10 protein-coding genes are annotated in these 15334 nt (G+C 68.6%); 6 read left to right on the plus strand and 4 right to left on the minus strand.

Annotated features, from left to right (window positions below; genetic code table 11):
• The first annotated feature begins 3 nt into the window (after positions 1-3).
• The 5 genes from JI745_RS20030 to JI745_RS20050 are packed head-to-tail and all read left to right on the plus strand — an operon-like array spanning position 4 to position 4457.
• Complete coding sequence (locus tag JI745_RS20030; protein ID WP_201811090.1) at positions 4-759, plus strand: ABC transporter ATP-binding protein; 756 nt, start codon at positions 4-6, stop codon at positions 757-759.
• On the plus strand, positions 756-1490 hold the full coding sequence (locus JI745_RS20035; protein ID WP_201811092.1) for an ABC transporter ATP-binding protein: 735 nt from the start codon (positions 756-758) through the stop codon (positions 1488-1490). Before JI745_RS20030 ends, JI745_RS20035 begins: the two co-directional genes overlap by 4 nt.
• Positions 1487-2524: a branched-chain amino acid ABC transporter permease gene (locus tag JI745_RS20040; protein ID WP_201811094.1), complete on the plus strand. Its 1038-nt coding sequence runs from the start codon at positions 1487-1489 to the stop codon at positions 2522-2524. Before JI745_RS20035 ends, JI745_RS20040 begins: the two co-directional genes overlap by 4 nt.
• 2 nt (positions 2525-2526) lie before the next feature.
• The gene (locus tag JI745_RS20045) at positions 2527-3600 is read left to right on the plus strand and encodes a branched-chain amino acid ABC transporter permease (protein WP_236675062.1); all 1074 of its coding nucleotides are present in this window, start codon (positions 2527-2529) and stop codon (positions 3598-3600) included.
• A 2-nt stretch (positions 3601-3602) separates the two neighbouring features.
• Positions 3603-4457 (plus strand): alpha/beta fold hydrolase, encoded by an 855-nt coding sequence (locus JI745_RS20050; protein WP_201811098.1) that lies wholly within the window; start codon positions 3603-3605, stop codon positions 4455-4457.
• On the opposite strand, the gene JI745_RS20055 is transcribed toward JI745_RS20050, so the two are convergent.
• The 4 genes from JI745_RS20055 to JI745_RS20070 all read right to left on the minus strand — a co-directional run bounded on the left by JI745_RS20055 (position 4447) and on the right by JI745_RS20070 (position 9497).
• Positions 4447-5571, minus strand: a complete 1125-nt coding sequence (locus tag JI745_RS20055) for an ABC transporter substrate-binding protein (RefSeq protein WP_201811100.1) — start codon at positions 5569-5571, stop codon at positions 4447-4449. The genes JI745_RS20050 and JI745_RS20055 overlap by 11 nt on opposite strands.
• A 131-nt stretch (positions 5572-5702) precedes the next feature.
• Complete coding sequence (locus JI745_RS20060) at positions 5703-6818, minus strand: ABC transporter substrate-binding protein (RefSeq protein WP_201811102.1); 1116 nt, start codon at positions 6816-6818, stop codon at positions 5703-5705.
• A gap of 148 nt (positions 6819-6966) precedes the next feature.
• Positions 6967-7977, minus strand: a complete 1011-nt coding sequence (locus JI745_RS20065; protein ID WP_201811103.1) for a 2-dehydropantoate 2-reductase — start codon at positions 7975-7977, stop codon at positions 6967-6969.
• On the minus strand, positions 7974-9497 hold the full coding sequence (locus JI745_RS20070; RefSeq protein WP_201811105.1) for an acyl--CoA ligase: 1524 nt from the start codon (positions 9495-9497) through the stop codon (positions 7974-7976). The genes JI745_RS20065 and JI745_RS20070 overlap by 4 nt, the downstream gene beginning before the upstream one ends.
• Before the next feature lie 116 nt (positions 9498-9613).
• Between JI745_RS20070 and uvrA the strand changes: the two genes are divergently transcribed.
• On the plus strand, positions 9614-15280 hold the full coding sequence (gene uvrA, locus JI745_RS20075; protein WP_201811107.1) for an excinuclease ABC subunit UvrA: 5667 nt from the start codon (positions 9614-9616) through the stop codon (positions 15278-15280).
• Positions 15281-15334 lie beyond the last annotated feature (54 nt).

The following is a 15334-nucleotide window of genomic DNA, read 5'->3' on the forward strand; positions in this document are numbered from 1 at the left end:
GACATGCTCGAAACCCGCAACCTCACCATCCGCTTCGGCGGCCACGTGGCGGTGGACCACGTGAGCTGTGCCTTCCAGCCCGGCACGCTCACCGCCATCGTCGGCCCCAACGGCGCCGGCAAGACCACCTACTTCAACCTGATCTCCGGCCAGCTGCGCGCGACCGAAGGGCAGGTGTTGCTGGGCGGGCAGGACATCACCGCCGAGCCCGCCTCGACGCGCACGCACCGCGGCCTCGGGCGTGCCTTCCAGCTCACGCAGCTCTTCCCCAATCTCACGGTGGTGGAAAACGTGCGCCTGGTCGTGCAGTCGCGCCGCCGCGAAGGGCTCAACCTGTGGTCGGTGTGGCTTGATCGCAAGGAGACACTCGCGCGCGCCCACGAGCTCGTCGAGCAGGTGCAGCTGGGCGACAAGGCCCATGCCACCGCGAGCAGCCTGCCGCATGGCGACCAGCGCAAGCTCGAGGTGGCGATGCTGATGGCGCTCGACCCGCAGGTCTTCATGTTCGACGAGCCCACCGCCGGCATGAGCGTCGACGAGGTGCCGGTGATCCTCGACCTCATCCGCCGGCTGAAGGCGCGGCGCGACGCGACCATCCTGCTCGTCGAGCACAAGATGGACGTGGTGCGCGAGCTGGCCGACCGCATCATCGTGCTGCACAACGGCCAGCTCGTGGCCGATGGCGACCCGGCGACGGTGATCGCCTCGCCGGTCGTGCAGCAGGCCTATCTCGGCACCGCGACGAAGGAGGCCGCATGAGCACCTTGTTGAAGCTGCAAGGCGTGCACACGCACATCGGCCAGTACCACATCCTCCACGGCGTCGACGTCGAGGTGCCCACCGGCCAGGTGACCATGCTGCTCGGTCGCAACGGGGCTGGCAAGACCACCACGCTGCGCACGATCATGGGCCTGTGGGCCGCGTCGCAGGGCACGATCACCTTCGACGGCCAGCCGATCGCCGGCAAGCCGACGCCCGACATCGCGCAGCTCGGCATCGCCTACGTGCCCGAGAACATGGGCATCTTCAGCGACCTCTCGGTGAAGGAAAACCTGCTGCTCGCCGCGCGCGGCGCGCGCACGGCCGAGCAGATGGACACGCAGCGCCTCGAGTGGCTGTTCGGCCTCTTCCCCGCGGTGAAGAAGTTCTGGCTCTACCCGGCCGGCAAGCTCTCGGGCGGGCAGAAGCAGATGCTGGCCATCGCCCGCGCGATGGTCGAGCCGCGCCGCCTGCTGCTGATCGACGAGCCCAGCAAGGGCCTCGCCCCCGCCATCGTGCAGAACCTGATCGAAGCCCTGCGCGAGCTCAAGCGCACGCAGACCACGGTGCTGCTCGTCGAGCAGAACTTCGCGATGGCCAAGGCGCTGGGCGACCGTGTCGCGGTGATGGACGACGGCCGCGTCGTGCACACCGGCCCGATGCAGGAGCTGGCCGACAACGACGAACTTCAGCAACGCCTTCTCGGCCTCTCGCTGGGAGCGCATCAATGAACACCACCACGACCACCCCCACCGCCGCGCCGGCCGCCAAGGCCGAGGCGATCCCGAAAGCCGCGTTCGACTGGATCCCGCTCGCGCTCGTGCCGCTGCTGGCATTGGTCGCGCTCCCCGCCATCGGCTCGCCGTCGTCGTGGCTCACGCTCACGGTCGCGGGCCTCGCGATGGGCATGATCATCTTCATCATCGCCTCGGGCCTCACGCTCGTCTTCGGCCTGATGGACGTGCTGAACTTCGGCCACGGCGTGTTCATCGCCTTCGGCGCCTTCGTGGCGACCAGCGTGTTCGGCGCGATGATCGGCTGGTCGGACGCCGACAGCATGCTGAAGAACCTGGCGGTGCTCTTCTGCGCGATGCTCGCGGCGATGAGCATCACCGCGGCCATCGGCTGGGGCTTCGAGCGGGTGATGGTGCGGCCCGTCTACGGCCAGCACCTGAAGCAGATCCTCGTGACCATGGGCGGCATGATCATCGGCGAAGAGCTGATCAAGGTCGTGTGGGGCCCGCAGCAGATCCCGCTGCCCCTGCCCACCACGCTGCGCGGCTCGCTGCTGTGGGGCGATGCGGTGGTCGAGAAATACCGCCTCGTCGCGGTCGTGATCGGCGCCGTGGTGCTGCTCGCGATGCTCTTCACGCTCAACCGCACCAAGCTCGGCCTGCTCATCCGCGCCGGCGTGCAGGACCGCGAGATGGTCGAGAGCCTGGGCTACCGCATCCGCCGCCTGTTCGTCGGCGTGTTCGTCGCCGGCTCCGCGCTTGCGGGCCTGGGCGGCGTGCTGTGGGGCCTGTACCAGCAGAACGTGATCCCGCAGATCGGCGCGCAGGTCAACACGCTGATCTTCATCGTCATCATCATCGGCGGACTGGGCTCCACCTTCGGCTGCTTCGTGGGGGCGCTGCTCGTGGGCCTGCTCGCCAACTACGTGGGCTTCCTCGCGCCGAAGGCCGCGATGTTCTCCAACATCGGGCTGATGGTCGCGATCCTGCTTTGGAGGCCGCAGGGCCTCTATCCCGTGGCAAACCGGTGAGCATGATGTTCAGCAGACTCCTCTCCAACGACCTGCCGCGCAACCGCTGGCTCGCGGCCATCCTGATCGTGATCGTGCTGGGCCTCGCGCTCACGCCGTTTCTCTTCCCGAGCACCAAGGCGCTCAACGTCGGCGCGAAGATCCTCGTGTTCATCGTGCTCGTGGCGAGCTTCGACCTGCTGCTCGGCTACACCGGCATCGTGAGCTTCGCGCACACCATGTTCTTCGGCATCGGGGCATATGGTGTCGCCATCGCCAGCACGCGCCTCGGCCCCGGCTGGGGCTCGCTGGCGCTCGGCGTGGGCGTGGCGCTCGTGCTGGCGCTTGCGCTCTCGCTCGTGATCGGCCTTTTCAGCCTGCGGGTGAAGGCAATCTTCTTCGCGATGATCACGCTGGCGGTGGCCTCGGCCTTCCTGTCGCTCGCCTCGCAGCTGTCGGACCTCACCGGTGGCGAAGACGGCCTCAACTTCAAGGTGCCCGAGGCGCTGCAGCCCGGCACGCAATACCTGGAAGAGCCCTTCCTCGGCGCAAGCATCGATGGCCGCTTCCTGAGCTACTACCTGCTCTTCGTCGCGACGGTGGTGCTGGTGCTCGTGATGCTGCGCATCGTCAACTCGCCCTTTGGCCGCGTGCTGCAGGCCATCCGCGAGAACGACTTCCGCGCCGAGGCCATCGGCTACCGCGTCGTCGTGTACCGCACGCTGAGCAACGTGCTGTCGGCGCTCTTCGCCACGCTCGCGGGCTGCCTGCTCGCGATCTGGCTGCGCTACAACGGGCCCGACACCTCGCTCAGCTTCGAGATCATGCTCGACATCCTGCTGATCGTCGTGATCGGCGGCATGGGCACGGTGTATGGCGCAGTCGTGGGCAGCGTGCTCTTCGTCATCGCCCAGAACTACCTGCAAGACCTGCTCAAGCTCGGCGCCGGAGCCGTTGAAGGCGTGCCCGTCGTGTCGCAACTCGTCTCGCCCGACCGCTGGCTGCTGTGGCTGGGCTTGCTCTTCGTGCTCTCGGTCTACCACTTCCCGACCGGGGTAGTGGGGCGGCTGCGGGCGCTGCGATCCAAAGGGCGCTGACCATGAGCCTCTCTTCCCACATGACCTCCCACTACCTGGTCTGCGAAGGCCGCGAGCTGCACTACACCGAGTGGGGTGCACAGCATCAGGAGACGGTGCTGGCCTGGCACGGCCTCGCGCGCACCGGGCGCGACATGGACGACATCGCCGCGCACCTGTCGCAGCGCTACCGCGTGATCTGCCCCGACACGCTTGGCCGCGGCCTGAGCCAGTGGAGCCCCAAGCCCGAGGTGGAGTACTCGCTCGAGTTCTACGTGCGCCAGGCCACCTCGCTCGTCAACCAGCTCGGCCTCGACCGGTTCCATTGGCTCGGCACCTCGATGGGCGGCGCGATCGGCCTGCGCGCGGCGGCCACCACCTTGCGCGGCCGCGTGCTGCGCCTGGTGATGAACGACGTCGGCCCCGAGATCGCCAAGGCCGCCACCGACCGCATCCGCGCCTACGCCGGCTCGCCTTCGGCCTTCGGCACGGTGACCGAGCTCGAGAAGTACTTCCGCACCATCTACGAGCCCTACGGCTGGCTGAGCGACGCGCAGTGGCGCCGCCTCACCGAGACCTCGGTGCGCCGCCTGCCCGACGGCCGCGTGACGCCGCACTACGACCCGGCGATGGCGATGCAGTTCTCGACCTTCCCGCACGACTACGACCAGTGGGACGCGTGGGACAGCCTCGACATCCCCGTGCTCTGCCTGCGTGGCGAGACCTCCGACCTGCTGCCGGTCGACGTGACCGAGCGCATGCGCCAGCGCGGCCCTCGCGCCGTGGTGGCGACCATCCCCGGCTGCGGGCATGCCCCGGCGCTCAACACGCCGTCGCAGTTCGCCCTGGTCGAACGGTTCCTGACGGCTAGCGCCTGAACTTGCCGTCCTGTCCGATGATGGACAGGTCGGTGAACACCAGCCCGGTGTGGTCGTCGCGCGCGTAGTGCAGGTCCATGCCGCCGAGTTCGACCTTGCCGAGCCCGTTGAGCGCTTCCACGAGCTTCGCCGGCGTGAGGTTCGGCCCGGCGCGGCGCAGGCCGAGCACCAGGACCTTGGCGGCGGCGTAGCCTTCCATCATGGCCGGCGACACCCCCTGCAGGCCTTTCGCCTGGGCATGGTCCACGGCTTCCTTGACGATGGGCGCTGCGAGCGAGCGTTCGTAGGGGAAGACCTGCGTCACGATCACGCCGGCGGCGAGCGGGCCCATCTGCTTGATGAAGCCGCCCGAGGCGTTGTTCGAGAGCGTGACCACCTGCGCGCGCGAGCCGGCGGCGCGGATCGCCTTGGTGCCTTCCACCAGTGCCGCCGCCGTGCCGATGATCAGCACCGCCTGCCCCTCGGCAGCGGCCAGCCGCGGCGCGATGGTGCTGAAGTCGGGCTTGTTGCGGTCGAACTTCTCCACCGCCAGCGGCTGCTTCTTCACGTCGTCGAAGCCCTTGGCCGCACCGGCCGCGGCATCGGCGCCGAAGGCATCGTCGACGTGCCAGACCGCGATGCGGTCCATGCCGATCAGGCTCAGGTGCTTGACCGCACGTTCGGCTTCGCGCTGGTAGGTGGCGCGCACGTTGAACACATAGGGGTGCACCGGCTTGTGCAGCGCCATCGCGCCGGTCGACGGGCCGACCAGCGGGACCTTGAACTCGTTGAGCGCCGGCAGCATGGCCTGCGTGTGCGGTGTGCCGCGGCTCAGGAAGAGCGCCACCGCGCGGTGCTCGACGATCAGCTTGCGGGCGTTCTCGCCGGCGAGCTTCGGGTCGAACTTGTCGTCGAGCGACACGAGCTGCACGGTCTTGCCGTGCACGCCGCCGGCGGCGTTGATGGCGTCGAGGTAGAGCCGCGCGCCGGCGGTGGTCTCCTCCACGCCGGCGGCCACCGGCCCGGTGAAGGCGGCCGTCTGGCCGATCACGATCTGGGCTTGCGCCGCCGCGGCGAAGACGAGGGTGCCGAGCGCCACGGCGAGGCGGCGCGCGAGAGAAAGGGTGGAGCTCATGGGAGCGGTCGGTCAGGATGCGCCGGGTGGGCGCGGGAACGCCGCAAGCGCCAGGGTCAGGCGCCTGCAGCAGAAGCGAGGGGGGCCGGGGTCAGCCGGCGGTCACGAGGGCCGTGCGCGGCCGGCGCGGCTCAGCGACGGAAGCGGCCGTCCGGTCCGATGATGGAGAGGTCGGCGTAGTCGAGGCCGGAATGGTCGGTCGGCGAGTAGCTCAGCTCCAGCCCGCCCAGGTCATAGCGGTTGAAGGTCTCGAGCGCACGGCGCAGCTTCTCGCGGTTGGGGTTGGGCCCGGCGCGGCGCAGGCCTTCCACCACCACTTTCGCGGAGACGAAGCCTTCGAGCGTGATGGGCGAGAGCTCGAGGTTCTTCGCCTTCGCGAGCTCCATGGCTTCCTTCACCACCGGTGAGGCGATCGAGCGCTCGTAGGGGAACACCTGGCTCACCACCACGCCGTGGGCGATGGGGCCGAGGTCCTTGATGAAGCCGGTCGAGGCGTTGTTCGACAGCGTGACGAGCTGCGCCTTCGAGCCGGCGGCGCGCACCGCCCGCATGCCCTCGATGATCGCGGTGCCCGAGCCGATGAACATCACCGCCTGCGGCTCCTTCTGGGCCACGCGAGGGGCGATGCCGCTGAAGTCAGGCTTGGCGCGGTCGTATTTCTCCAGCGCCAGCGGCTCCTTGTTGACCGACTTCAGGCCCTTGAGCGCGCCTTGCACCGCGTCGGCACCGAAGCTGTCGTCCACCTGCACGATGGCGATGCGGTCGACGCCGATCAGGCTCAGGTGCGAGATCGCGCGCTCGGCCTCGCGCTGGTAGGTGGCGCGCACGTTGAAGAGCCACGGGTGCACCGGCTGGTGCAGCACCATGGCGCCGGTCGACGGGCCGATAAGCGGAATCTTGTGCTCGGTGAGCAGGGGCATGATGCCCTGCGTGTGCGGCGTGCCGCGGTTGAGGAAGAGGCAGAGCACGCCCTTGTCGATCAGCTCCTTCGCATTGGCCGCGGCGAGCTTGGGGTCGAACTTGTCGTCGAGCGACACCAGCTCGATCGGCTGGCCGTTGATGCCGCCGCGTGCGTTTATCGCATCAAAGTACAGCTTGGCGCCATCGGTCGCTTCCTTGACCGAGGCGGCCACCGCGCCGCTGAACCCGGCCGTCTGGCCGATCCTGAGTTGCGCCCACGCCGGCGTGCTGGTGATGCCCAGCGCCGAAACCACTGCCCACACGGCTGTCAGCCACTGCTTCTTCATGTCGACCCTCCGGTAAGAGAGAGCGCGATGTTAGGCAGTGATCGCTACCTGACGCCAGTGCAACTACGTACGGTTTCAGGTCGAATGGGCGTGTGGTGAGAGATATTGCCGGTGACAAGCCGGTTACGGCACCTTGGAGTGATGCCACTCAGCCCAGAGGCTGCACCGGCAGGCGACCTTTCTGGTCGGCAAGGGTCTGGCCGAGCAGGCGGGCGAGCGCATAGACCACATCGATGGTCGGCGTCGGCGTGCCGGTGATGCGGCCCAGCTCGCGGACACTGCCCACCAGCGCCTCGAGCTCCAGCGCACGCCCGGCCTCCACGTCCTGCAGCATCGAAGTCTTGTGCGCGCCGACCGCCTCGGCGCCGGCGATCCGCTTCTCGAGCGAGACCTTGAACTCGACGCCCAGTTTCTCGCCCAGCGCCTGGGCCTCGCGCATCATGTTCGCCGCGAGCTCGCGGGTGCCGGGGTCGCGGCAGATGTCCTGCAGCGTCGCGTGCGTCAGCGCGCTGATCGGGTTGAAGCTCAGGTTGCCCCACAGCTTCACCCAGATCTCGCCGCGGATGTCCTTGCTGACCGGCGCCTTGAAGCCGGCTTTCATCATGGCCTGCGACAAGGCCTCGACGCGTGGGCTGCGGCTGCCGTCGGGTTCACCGAGCGTGAAGCGGTTGCCTTCGATCACCTTCACCACGCCGGGCGCCACCAGCTCGGCCGCCGGGTAGACCACGCTGCCGATCACACGTTCGGGCTCGATGTGCCGCGCGATGACGCCGCCCGGGTCCACGCTTTCCAGTTGGCGGCCTTCGTACGGGCCGGGGAGCTTGTGGAAATACCACCAGGGCAGGCCGTTGATCATGCTGACGACCATGGTGTCGGGGCCGAAGAGGGCGCGCAGCCCGGGCAGCAGGTCCTTCACCTGGTGCGCCTTCACCGTGAGCAGCACCGCGTCTTGCGGGCCCGCCTCGGCCATCGCCTGCACGGCGCGCACCGCGGGGGCGTGCTGCTCGCGGCCGTCTTCGAGGATCAGCCTGAAGCCGCGGGCGTTGATGGCCGCGAGGTTCTGGTTGCGGGCGATGAAGGTGACGTCTTCTCCGGCCAGCGACAGCTTCGCGCCGAGGTAGCCGCCGATGGCGCCCGCACCGACGATCGCGATCTTCATGCCAGCCCGAGCTTCTGTGCCAGCCCGATGCGTTGCAGCTTGCCGGTGGCGCCCTTGGGAATCTCCTCCATGAAGAGGATCTTCTTCGGCACCTTGAACTCGGCGGCGCGCGTGCCGACGAACTCCTGCAGCTCGCGCTCGGTGGTGGCCTGGCCTTCCTTCAGCACCACCACCGCGGCCACTTCCTCGCCGAGCTTGGGGTGGGGCATGCCGAAGCAGACGACCTGGTTCACCGCGGGGTGGTCCATCAGGATCTCGTCGACTTCGCGTGGGCTCACCTTCTCGCCGCCGCGGTTGATGATCTCCTTCAGGCGACCGGTCAGGCTGATGTAGCCGTCGGCGTCTTTCGTGCCCTGGTCGCCGGTGCGGAACCAGCCGTTGAGGTAGCCCTCGGCATTCGCCTTGGGGTTGTTCTCGTAGCCGAGCGTGACGTTGGGGCCCTTGATGACGATCTCGCCGATCTCGCCCGGGCCGAGCAGCCGGCCGTCTTCGCCCATGATCTGCACCTCGGGGCCGGCGGCCAGGCCCACAGTGCCGGGCTTGCGAGGAAGCGGCGGCAGCGGGTTGGAGGCCATCTGGTGCGTGGCCTCGGTCATGCCGTAGGCCTCGATCAGCGGCGCCTTGAAGATCTCTTCCAGCTCCTTGATGACCTGCGGCGGCATCGACGACGAGCTCGAGCGCAGGAAGCGCAGCGGGTGGCGCGCGATCACGTCGAGGTTGCCCTTGGCGCGGCCGATGATGGCCTGGTGCATGGTCGGCACCGCGGTGTACCAGGTGGGCCTGGCCTCGTCCATCCACGCGAAGAACTTGAGCGCGTTGAAGCCCGGCGTGCAGAAGACCTGCGAGCCCGCCGACAGCGGCGCCAGCACCCCGGCGATGAGCCCGTGGATGTGGAAGAGCGGCATGATGTTCAGGCCGACGTCCTTCTCGGTGAACTGCAGCGTCGTGCGGATGTTGCCGGCCGAGGCGACGAGGTTGCCCACCGACAGCGGCACGATCTTCGGCCGCGAGGTGGTGCCCGAGGTGTGCAGCACCATGCCGACATCTTCCGGTTGGCTGTAGCCGCCATCGGGGGTCGGCGTCGCGGTGCCCGCTTCGCGCGGCTGCAACGTGAAGCTGCCCGCGGGGGCGCCGGCCGGCACGACGAGGTCGACCACCCGCACGCCGAGCTTCCGGGCCACGTCGATGGCGGGCGAGGTGCTGCCCTGCTCGACGATCAGCGCCTTGGCGTTCAGGTCCGACAAATAGAACTCGAACTCGTCGGCGCGGTAGGCCGGGTTCAGCGGCGCGCTGGTCGTGCCCGAGGCGCAGGCCATGTAGCAGGTGGCCATCTCGGGGCCGTTGGGGAGCACGATGCCCACACGGTCGTTGCGGCCCACGCCCAGGGCGTTGAGGCTCGCGAGCGTCGCTTCGACGAGCGCGCGCAGCTCGCGGTAGCGCAGGGCAGGGCGACCGGGGGCCGAGATGGCGATGGCCTCGTCGGCGCCGCGGGAAAGCAGGTGGTGCAGGGTGTCGGGCATGGGGGTCTACAGGCAGGCGGCAACTGGACTTGTATTGTGATGGCCCTTGTCGGCTGTCTGGCAGGAGCGCTTTCCTAGAATTCCCGCCCCTCCCCGTCTGCGCGCCTCCTCCCCCCATGACCTCCGGCCTCATCCGCATCCGCGGCGCCCGCCAGCACAACCTCAAGAACCTCGACCTCGACATTCGCACCGGCGAGATGACGGTGGTGACCGGGCCCAGCGGCTCGGGCAAGTCCAGCCTGGTGTTCGACACGCTGTATGCCGAAGGGCAGCGCCGCTACGTTGAGACCTTCAGCGCCTACGCGCGCCAGTTCCTCGACCGCATGGACCGGCCGGCGGTGGAGCGTGTCGACGGGGTGCCGCCGGCGATCGCCATCGACCAGACCAACCCCGTGCGCACGTCGCGCTCGACGGTGGGCACGATGACCGAGCTCAACGACCACCTGAAGCTGCTCTTTGCGCGCGCCTCGGAGTTGTTCGACAAGAAGACGGCGCAGCTCGTGCGGCACGACTCGCCGGAGACGATCCATGCGGAGCTGATGGCGCGCACGAAGCCAGACGACCCTCGTCTGGTCGTCACCTTCCCGGTGGAGCTGCCCGCCAACACCACCGCCACCGAGATCGACCAGTGGCTGGCCGCGAGCGGCTTCACCCGTGTGCAGGCCGAGCGCGAGGTCGCGTCGCCCACCGGCCCGCGCAAGGTGCTCGACGTGGTGGCCGACCGGTTTCGCCTTCAGGGCACGGAGAAGGTGCGGGCGATCGAGGCCATCGAGATGGCGCTCAAGCGCGGCAGCGGCCGGGTCAACGTCTACGTGCTGCCGGCCGAGGAAGGCCCCGAGCCGCAGCTCTGGCGCTACTCCACCGGCCTGCACTGCCCCGACAGCGACATCCGCTACGCCGACCCGCAGCCCGCGCTCTTCTCCTTCAACAGCGCGATGGGCGCCTGCGACGCCTGCCGCGGCTTCGGCCGCGTGATCGGCGTCGACTGGGGCCTCGTGATCCCCGACCACCGCAAGACGCTCCGTGCCGGCGCGATCAAGACCATCCAGACGCCCGCATGGAAGGAATCGCAGGACGACCTGCTGAAGTACGCCGGCGACGCCGGCATCCCGCGCGACACACCCTGGTCGCAGCTCAGCGAATCGCAGCGCGACTGGGTCATCAACGGCTCGCCCAACTGGAAGGGCCAGTGGAACAAGCAGTGGTACGGCATCAAGCGCTTCTTCGAGTACCTCGAATCGAAGGCCTACAAGATGCACATCCGCGTGCTCTTGTCGAAGTACCGCAGCTACACCACCTGCCCAACCTGCAATGGCGCGCGCTTGAAGACCGAGGCGCTGCTGTGGCGCATGGGCACCAAGGCCGATGCCGATGGTGTGCTCGCGCCGGAGAAGCGCTTCATGCCGCAGGGCGTCGATTGGTCGCGCGAGCAGCTCGAAGCGCTGCCCGGCCTCACGGTGCACGACCTGATGCTGATGCCCATCGACCGCATCCGGCGCTTCTTCGACGGCATCTCGCTGCCCAGCAGCATGCTCGACGACGCGCTCAAGCTGCTGCTCGACGAGATCCGCACGCGCTTGAAGTACCTCTGCGACGTCGGCCTCGGCTACCTCACGCTCGACCGCCAGAGCCGCACGCTCAGCGGCGGTGAGGTGCAGCGCATCAACCTCACCACCGCGCTCGGCACTTCGCTGGTCAACACCATGTTCGTGCTCGACGAGCCCAGCATCGGCCTGCACCCGCGCGACATGGACCGCATCGTCGAAGCGATGCACCGCTTGCGCAATGCCGGCAACACGCTGGTCGTCGTCGAACACGACCCCGCGGTGATGCTCGCCGCCGATCGCCTGATCGACATGGGCCCCGGCCCCGGCGAGCGCGGCGGTCAGATCGTGTTCGACGGCACGCCCGCGGCCATCCGCGACGCCGACACGCTGACCGGTGCCTACCTCGGCGCACGCAAGCAGGTCGGCATGGGCATGAAGCGGCTGGTGACCGACAGCACGCCGCGGCTCATCCTCGAAGGCGCGCGTGACCACAACCTGAAGAACGTGACGGTCGAGTTCCCGCTGCAGCGCCTGGTGTGCGTGACCGGCGTCTCCGGCTCCGGCAAGAGCACGCTGATGCAGGACGTGCTCTACCCCGCCTTGGCCCGCCACTTCGGCAAGGCGACCGAAACGCCCGGTGAGCACGACCGCCTGCTGGGCGGCGACTGGTTGAGCGATGCCGTCTTCGTCGACCAGTCGCCCATCGGCAAGACGGCGCGCTCCAACCCGGCGAGCTACGTCGGCGCCTTCGACGAGATCCGCAAGCTCTTCGCGCAATCGCCGCTCGCGCAGCAGCGCGGGTACACGGCGGCGATGTTCAGCTTCAACGCCGGCGACGGGCGCTGCCCGACCTGCGGCGGCTCGGGCTTCGAGCATGTGGAGATGCAATTCCTCTCCGACATCTACCTGCGCTGCCCCGACTGCGACGGCACGCGCTATCGCGCCGAAACGCTGGAGGTAAAGATCGACCGCCGCCTGCCCGGCGAGGCGATGCGCGAGCTGAGCGTGGCCGATGTGCTGGAGCTCACCGTGAGCGAAGCCGTGCAACTCTTCGCGCAGGACCGCGAGGTGCTGCGTGTGCTGCAGCCCATCCTCGACGTGGGCCTGGAGTACGTGAAGCTCGGCCAGCCGGTGCCGACCTTGAGCGGTGGCGAAGCGCAGCGCCTCAAGCTCGCCGGCTTCCTGGCCGAAGCGGCGCAGAGCGCGACCGCGAGCAAGCAGGCGGTGGCCAAGAAGGGCACGCTCTTCATGTTCGACGAGCCGACCACCGGCCTGCACTTCGACGACATCGCCAAGCTGATGCGCGCCTTCCGCAAGCTGCTCGAAGCCGGCCACTCGCTGATCGTGATCGAGCACAACCTCGACGTGATCCGCGCCAGCGACTGGCTGATCGACCTCGGCCCCGAAGGCGGCGAAGGCGGCGGTGAGGTGGTGTGCGTCGGTTCGCCCGAAGACGTCAAGCAGCACCCGAGCTCGCACACCGGCCGTGCCCTGGCCGCCTATGACCGCGCACTCGGCCTCAATGGCGCACTGCGTGTGGAAGAAGGCCGCCCGCTGCAGACCGTGCTGCGCCAGCCGATCGACGAATCGATCCGCATCGTCAACGCGCGCGAGCACAACCTGAAGTCAATGGACGTCAGCATCCCGCGCGGCAAGTTCAGCGTGATCACCGGCGTCTCGGGCTCGGGCAAGAGCACGCTCGCCTTCGACATCCTCTTCAACGAAGGCCAGCGCCGTTACCTTGAGTCGCTCAACGCCTACGCCCGCAGCATCGTGCAGCCCGCGGGCCGGCCCGAGGTGGATGCGGTGTACGGCATCCCGCCGACCGTCGCCATCGAGCAGCGCCTGAGCCGCGGCGGCCGCAAGAGCACGGTCGCCACCACCACCGAGGTGTGGCACTTCCTGCGCCTCCTGTACGTGAAGCTCGGCATCCAGCATTGCGTGAAGGACGGTTCGCCGGTCAAGCCGCAGAGCGCCGAGAGCATCGCCGCGCAGATCGTGCGCGACCACAAGGGCCAGCACGTGGGCCTGCTCGCGCCGCTGGTGGTCAACCGCAAGGGCGTCTACACCGACCTCGCGAAATGGGCCAAGCAGCGCGGCCATTCACACCTGCGGGTGGACGACGAGTTCCTGCCGGTCGACCCATTCCCGCGTCTCGACCGCTTCAAGGAGCACACGCTGGAGCTGCCGGTCGGCGACCTCGTCGTGAGCGTCAACAACGAAGCCGAGCTGCGTGCACTGCTCACGCAGGCCCTCGACCTCGGCAAGGGCGTGATGCACCTGCTCACCCCGCTCGACGGCCTGAAGGGCGCGCTGATGGCGGGCAGCAGCACCAAGCGCATCGGCGGCGTGAAGGTCTTCTCCACCAAGCGCGCCTGCCCGACCTGCGGCACGAGTTACCCCGAGCTCGACCCGCGCATGTTCAGCTACAACAGCAAGCACGGCTGGTGCCCCGGCTGCGTGGGCACCGGCCTTGCGCTGACCAAGGAGCAGCGCAAGGCCTACGACGACTCGGTGATCGAGCGCGACGAGCAGGGCCGCGAGCAGAGCTTCCCGGCCGAAGAGGCAGAAGTCGAAGGCGTGGTCGACGCGCCGTGCGAGATCTGCGCCGGCACGCGCCTCAACCCCGTCTCGCGCGCCGTGACCTTCGACGAACATTCCATCGCCTGGATCGCGCAGTGGTCGGTGAGCCAGTGCCGCGAGTGGATCGAAGACCTGAAGCTGACCGGGCGTGATGCCGAGATCGCCCGCGACGTCGTCATCGAGATCAAGAACCGCCTGGAGTTCCTGGAAGAGGTCGGCCTCGGCTACCTCACGCTCGACCGCGCGGCGCCCACGCTCAGCGGCGGCGAAGCGCAACGCATCCGCCTCGCCGCGCAGCTCGGCAGCAACCTGCAAGGCGTCTGCTATGTGCTTGACGAGCCCACCATCGGCCTGCACCCGCGCGACAACCAGGTGCTGCTCAACGCGCTGCACAAGCTGGGTGACAAGGGCAACACGCTGGTGGTGGTGGAGCACGACGAAGACACCATCCGGCGTGCCGACCACATCATCGACATCGGCCCGAGCGCCGGCAAACGTGGCGGCCGCCTCGTCGCGCAAGGCACGGTGACCGAGCTCGCCTCGCACCCCGACTCGCTGACGGGCCGCTTCCTCGCCAAGCCCTTGCTGCACCCGCTGCAAGCGCGGCGCGACGTCGGCGCCGAGCAACCGCAGCTGCTGCTGCGCGGCGCGAGCCTGCACAACCTGCAGCAGGTCGACGTGCCGTTCCCGCTGCACCGCCTCGTCGCGGTGACGGGCGTGAGCGGCAGCGGCAAGAGCACGCTCGCGCGCGATGTGCTGCTCGCCAACCTGCAGTTCATCAACACCCGCGGTGCGAAACCGAAGTGGCAGGGCTGCGACGGCATCGACGGCTGGCAGCAGATCGACCGCGTGCTCGAAGTCGACCAGACGCCCATCGGCAAGACTCCGCGCTCCTGCCCGGCGACCTACATCGGCTTCTGGGACGTGATCCGCAAGCTCTTCGCCGACACGCTGGAGTCGCGTGCCCGCGGCTACGCGCCGAACCGCTTCAGCTTCAACACCGGCGAGGGCCGCTGCCCCGCCTGCGAAGGGCAGGGCATGCGCACCATCGAGATGAGCTTCCTGCCCGACGTGAAGGTGCCCTGCGACGTGTGCCACGGTGCCCGCTTCAACCCCGAGACGCTGGCGGTGACCTGGCGCGGCAAGAGCATCGGCGACGTGCTGCAGATGGAGATCGACGAAGCGGTGGAGTTCTTCGCCAGCATGCCCAACATCGCGCACCCGCTGCAGCTGATGAAGGACGTGGGCCTCGGCTACCTCACGCTCGGCCAGCCGTCACCGACGCTCTCCGGCGGCGAGGCGCAGCGCATCAAGCTCGTCACCGAGCTGACCAAGGTGCGAGACGACGTCACCCGACGAGGCCAGAAGGCGCCGCACACGCTCTACGTGCTCGACGAGCCGACGGTGGGCCTGCACATGGCCGACGTGGAGAAGCTCATCCGCGTGCTGCACCGCCTGGTCGACGGCGGCCACAGCGTGATCGTCATCGAGCACGACCTCGACGTGATCGCCGAGGCCGATTGGGTGATCGACATGGGCCCCGAAGGCGGCGCGGCCGGCGGCACGGTGGTCTCGGCCACCGACCCGGCCTCGCTGGTGAAGGTGAAGGCGAGCCACACCGGGGCGGCCTTGCGGCCGGTGTTGGCGCGTTGAGCAGGTCACTCGGCGCTATCCTTCCGGGAGGCGGCTGACATCCAGCCAGGTGAG

Source organism: Piscinibacter sp. HJYY11 (genome assembly GCF_016735515.1).
Taxonomy (GTDB): Bacteria; Pseudomonadota; Gammaproteobacteria; order Burkholderiales; family Burkholderiaceae_C; genus Rhizobacter.

What these genes read in the sequence shown, in the direction of transcription:
- uvrA (WP_201811107.1), top strand. Translation starts at nt 9,614, where the DNA reads ATGACCTCCGGCCTCATCCGCATCCGCGGCGCCCGCCAGCACAACCTC.
- JI745_RS20030 (WP_201811090.1), top strand. Translation starts at nt 4, where the DNA reads ATGCTCGAAACCCGCAACCTCACCATCCGCTTCGGCGGCCACGTGGCG.
- JI745_RS20060 (WP_201811102.1), bottom strand. Translation starts at nt 6,818, where the DNA reads ATGAAGAAGCAGTGGCTGACAGCCGTGTGGGCAGTGGTTTCGGCGCTG.
- JI745_RS20055 (WP_201811100.1), bottom strand. Translation starts at nt 5,571, where the DNA reads ATGAGCTCCACCCTTTCTCTCGCGCGCCGCCTCGCCGTGGCGCTCGGC.
- JI745_RS20070 (WP_201811105.1), bottom strand. Translation starts at nt 9,497, where the DNA reads ATGCCCGACACCCTGCACCACCTGCTTTCCCGCGGCGCCGACGAGGCC.
- JI745_RS20035 (WP_201811092.1), top strand. Translation starts at nt 756, where the DNA reads ATGAGCACCTTGTTGAAGCTGCAAGGCGTGCACACGCACATCGGCCAG.
- JI745_RS20045 (WP_236675062.1), top strand. Translation starts at nt 2,527, where the DNA reads ATGATGTTCAGCAGACTCCTCTCCAACGACCTGCCGCGCAACCGCTGG.
- JI745_RS20040 (WP_201811094.1), top strand. Translation starts at nt 1,487, where the DNA reads ATGAACACCACCACGACCACCCCCACCGCCGCGCCGGCCGCCAAGGCC.
- JI745_RS20050 (WP_201811098.1), top strand. Translation starts at nt 3,603, where the DNA reads ATGAGCCTCTCTTCCCACATGACCTCCCACTACCTGGTCTGCGAAGGC.
- JI745_RS20065 (WP_201811103.1), bottom strand. Translation starts at nt 7,977, where the DNA reads ATGAAGATCGCGATCGTCGGTGCGGGCGCCATCGGCGGCTACCTCGGC.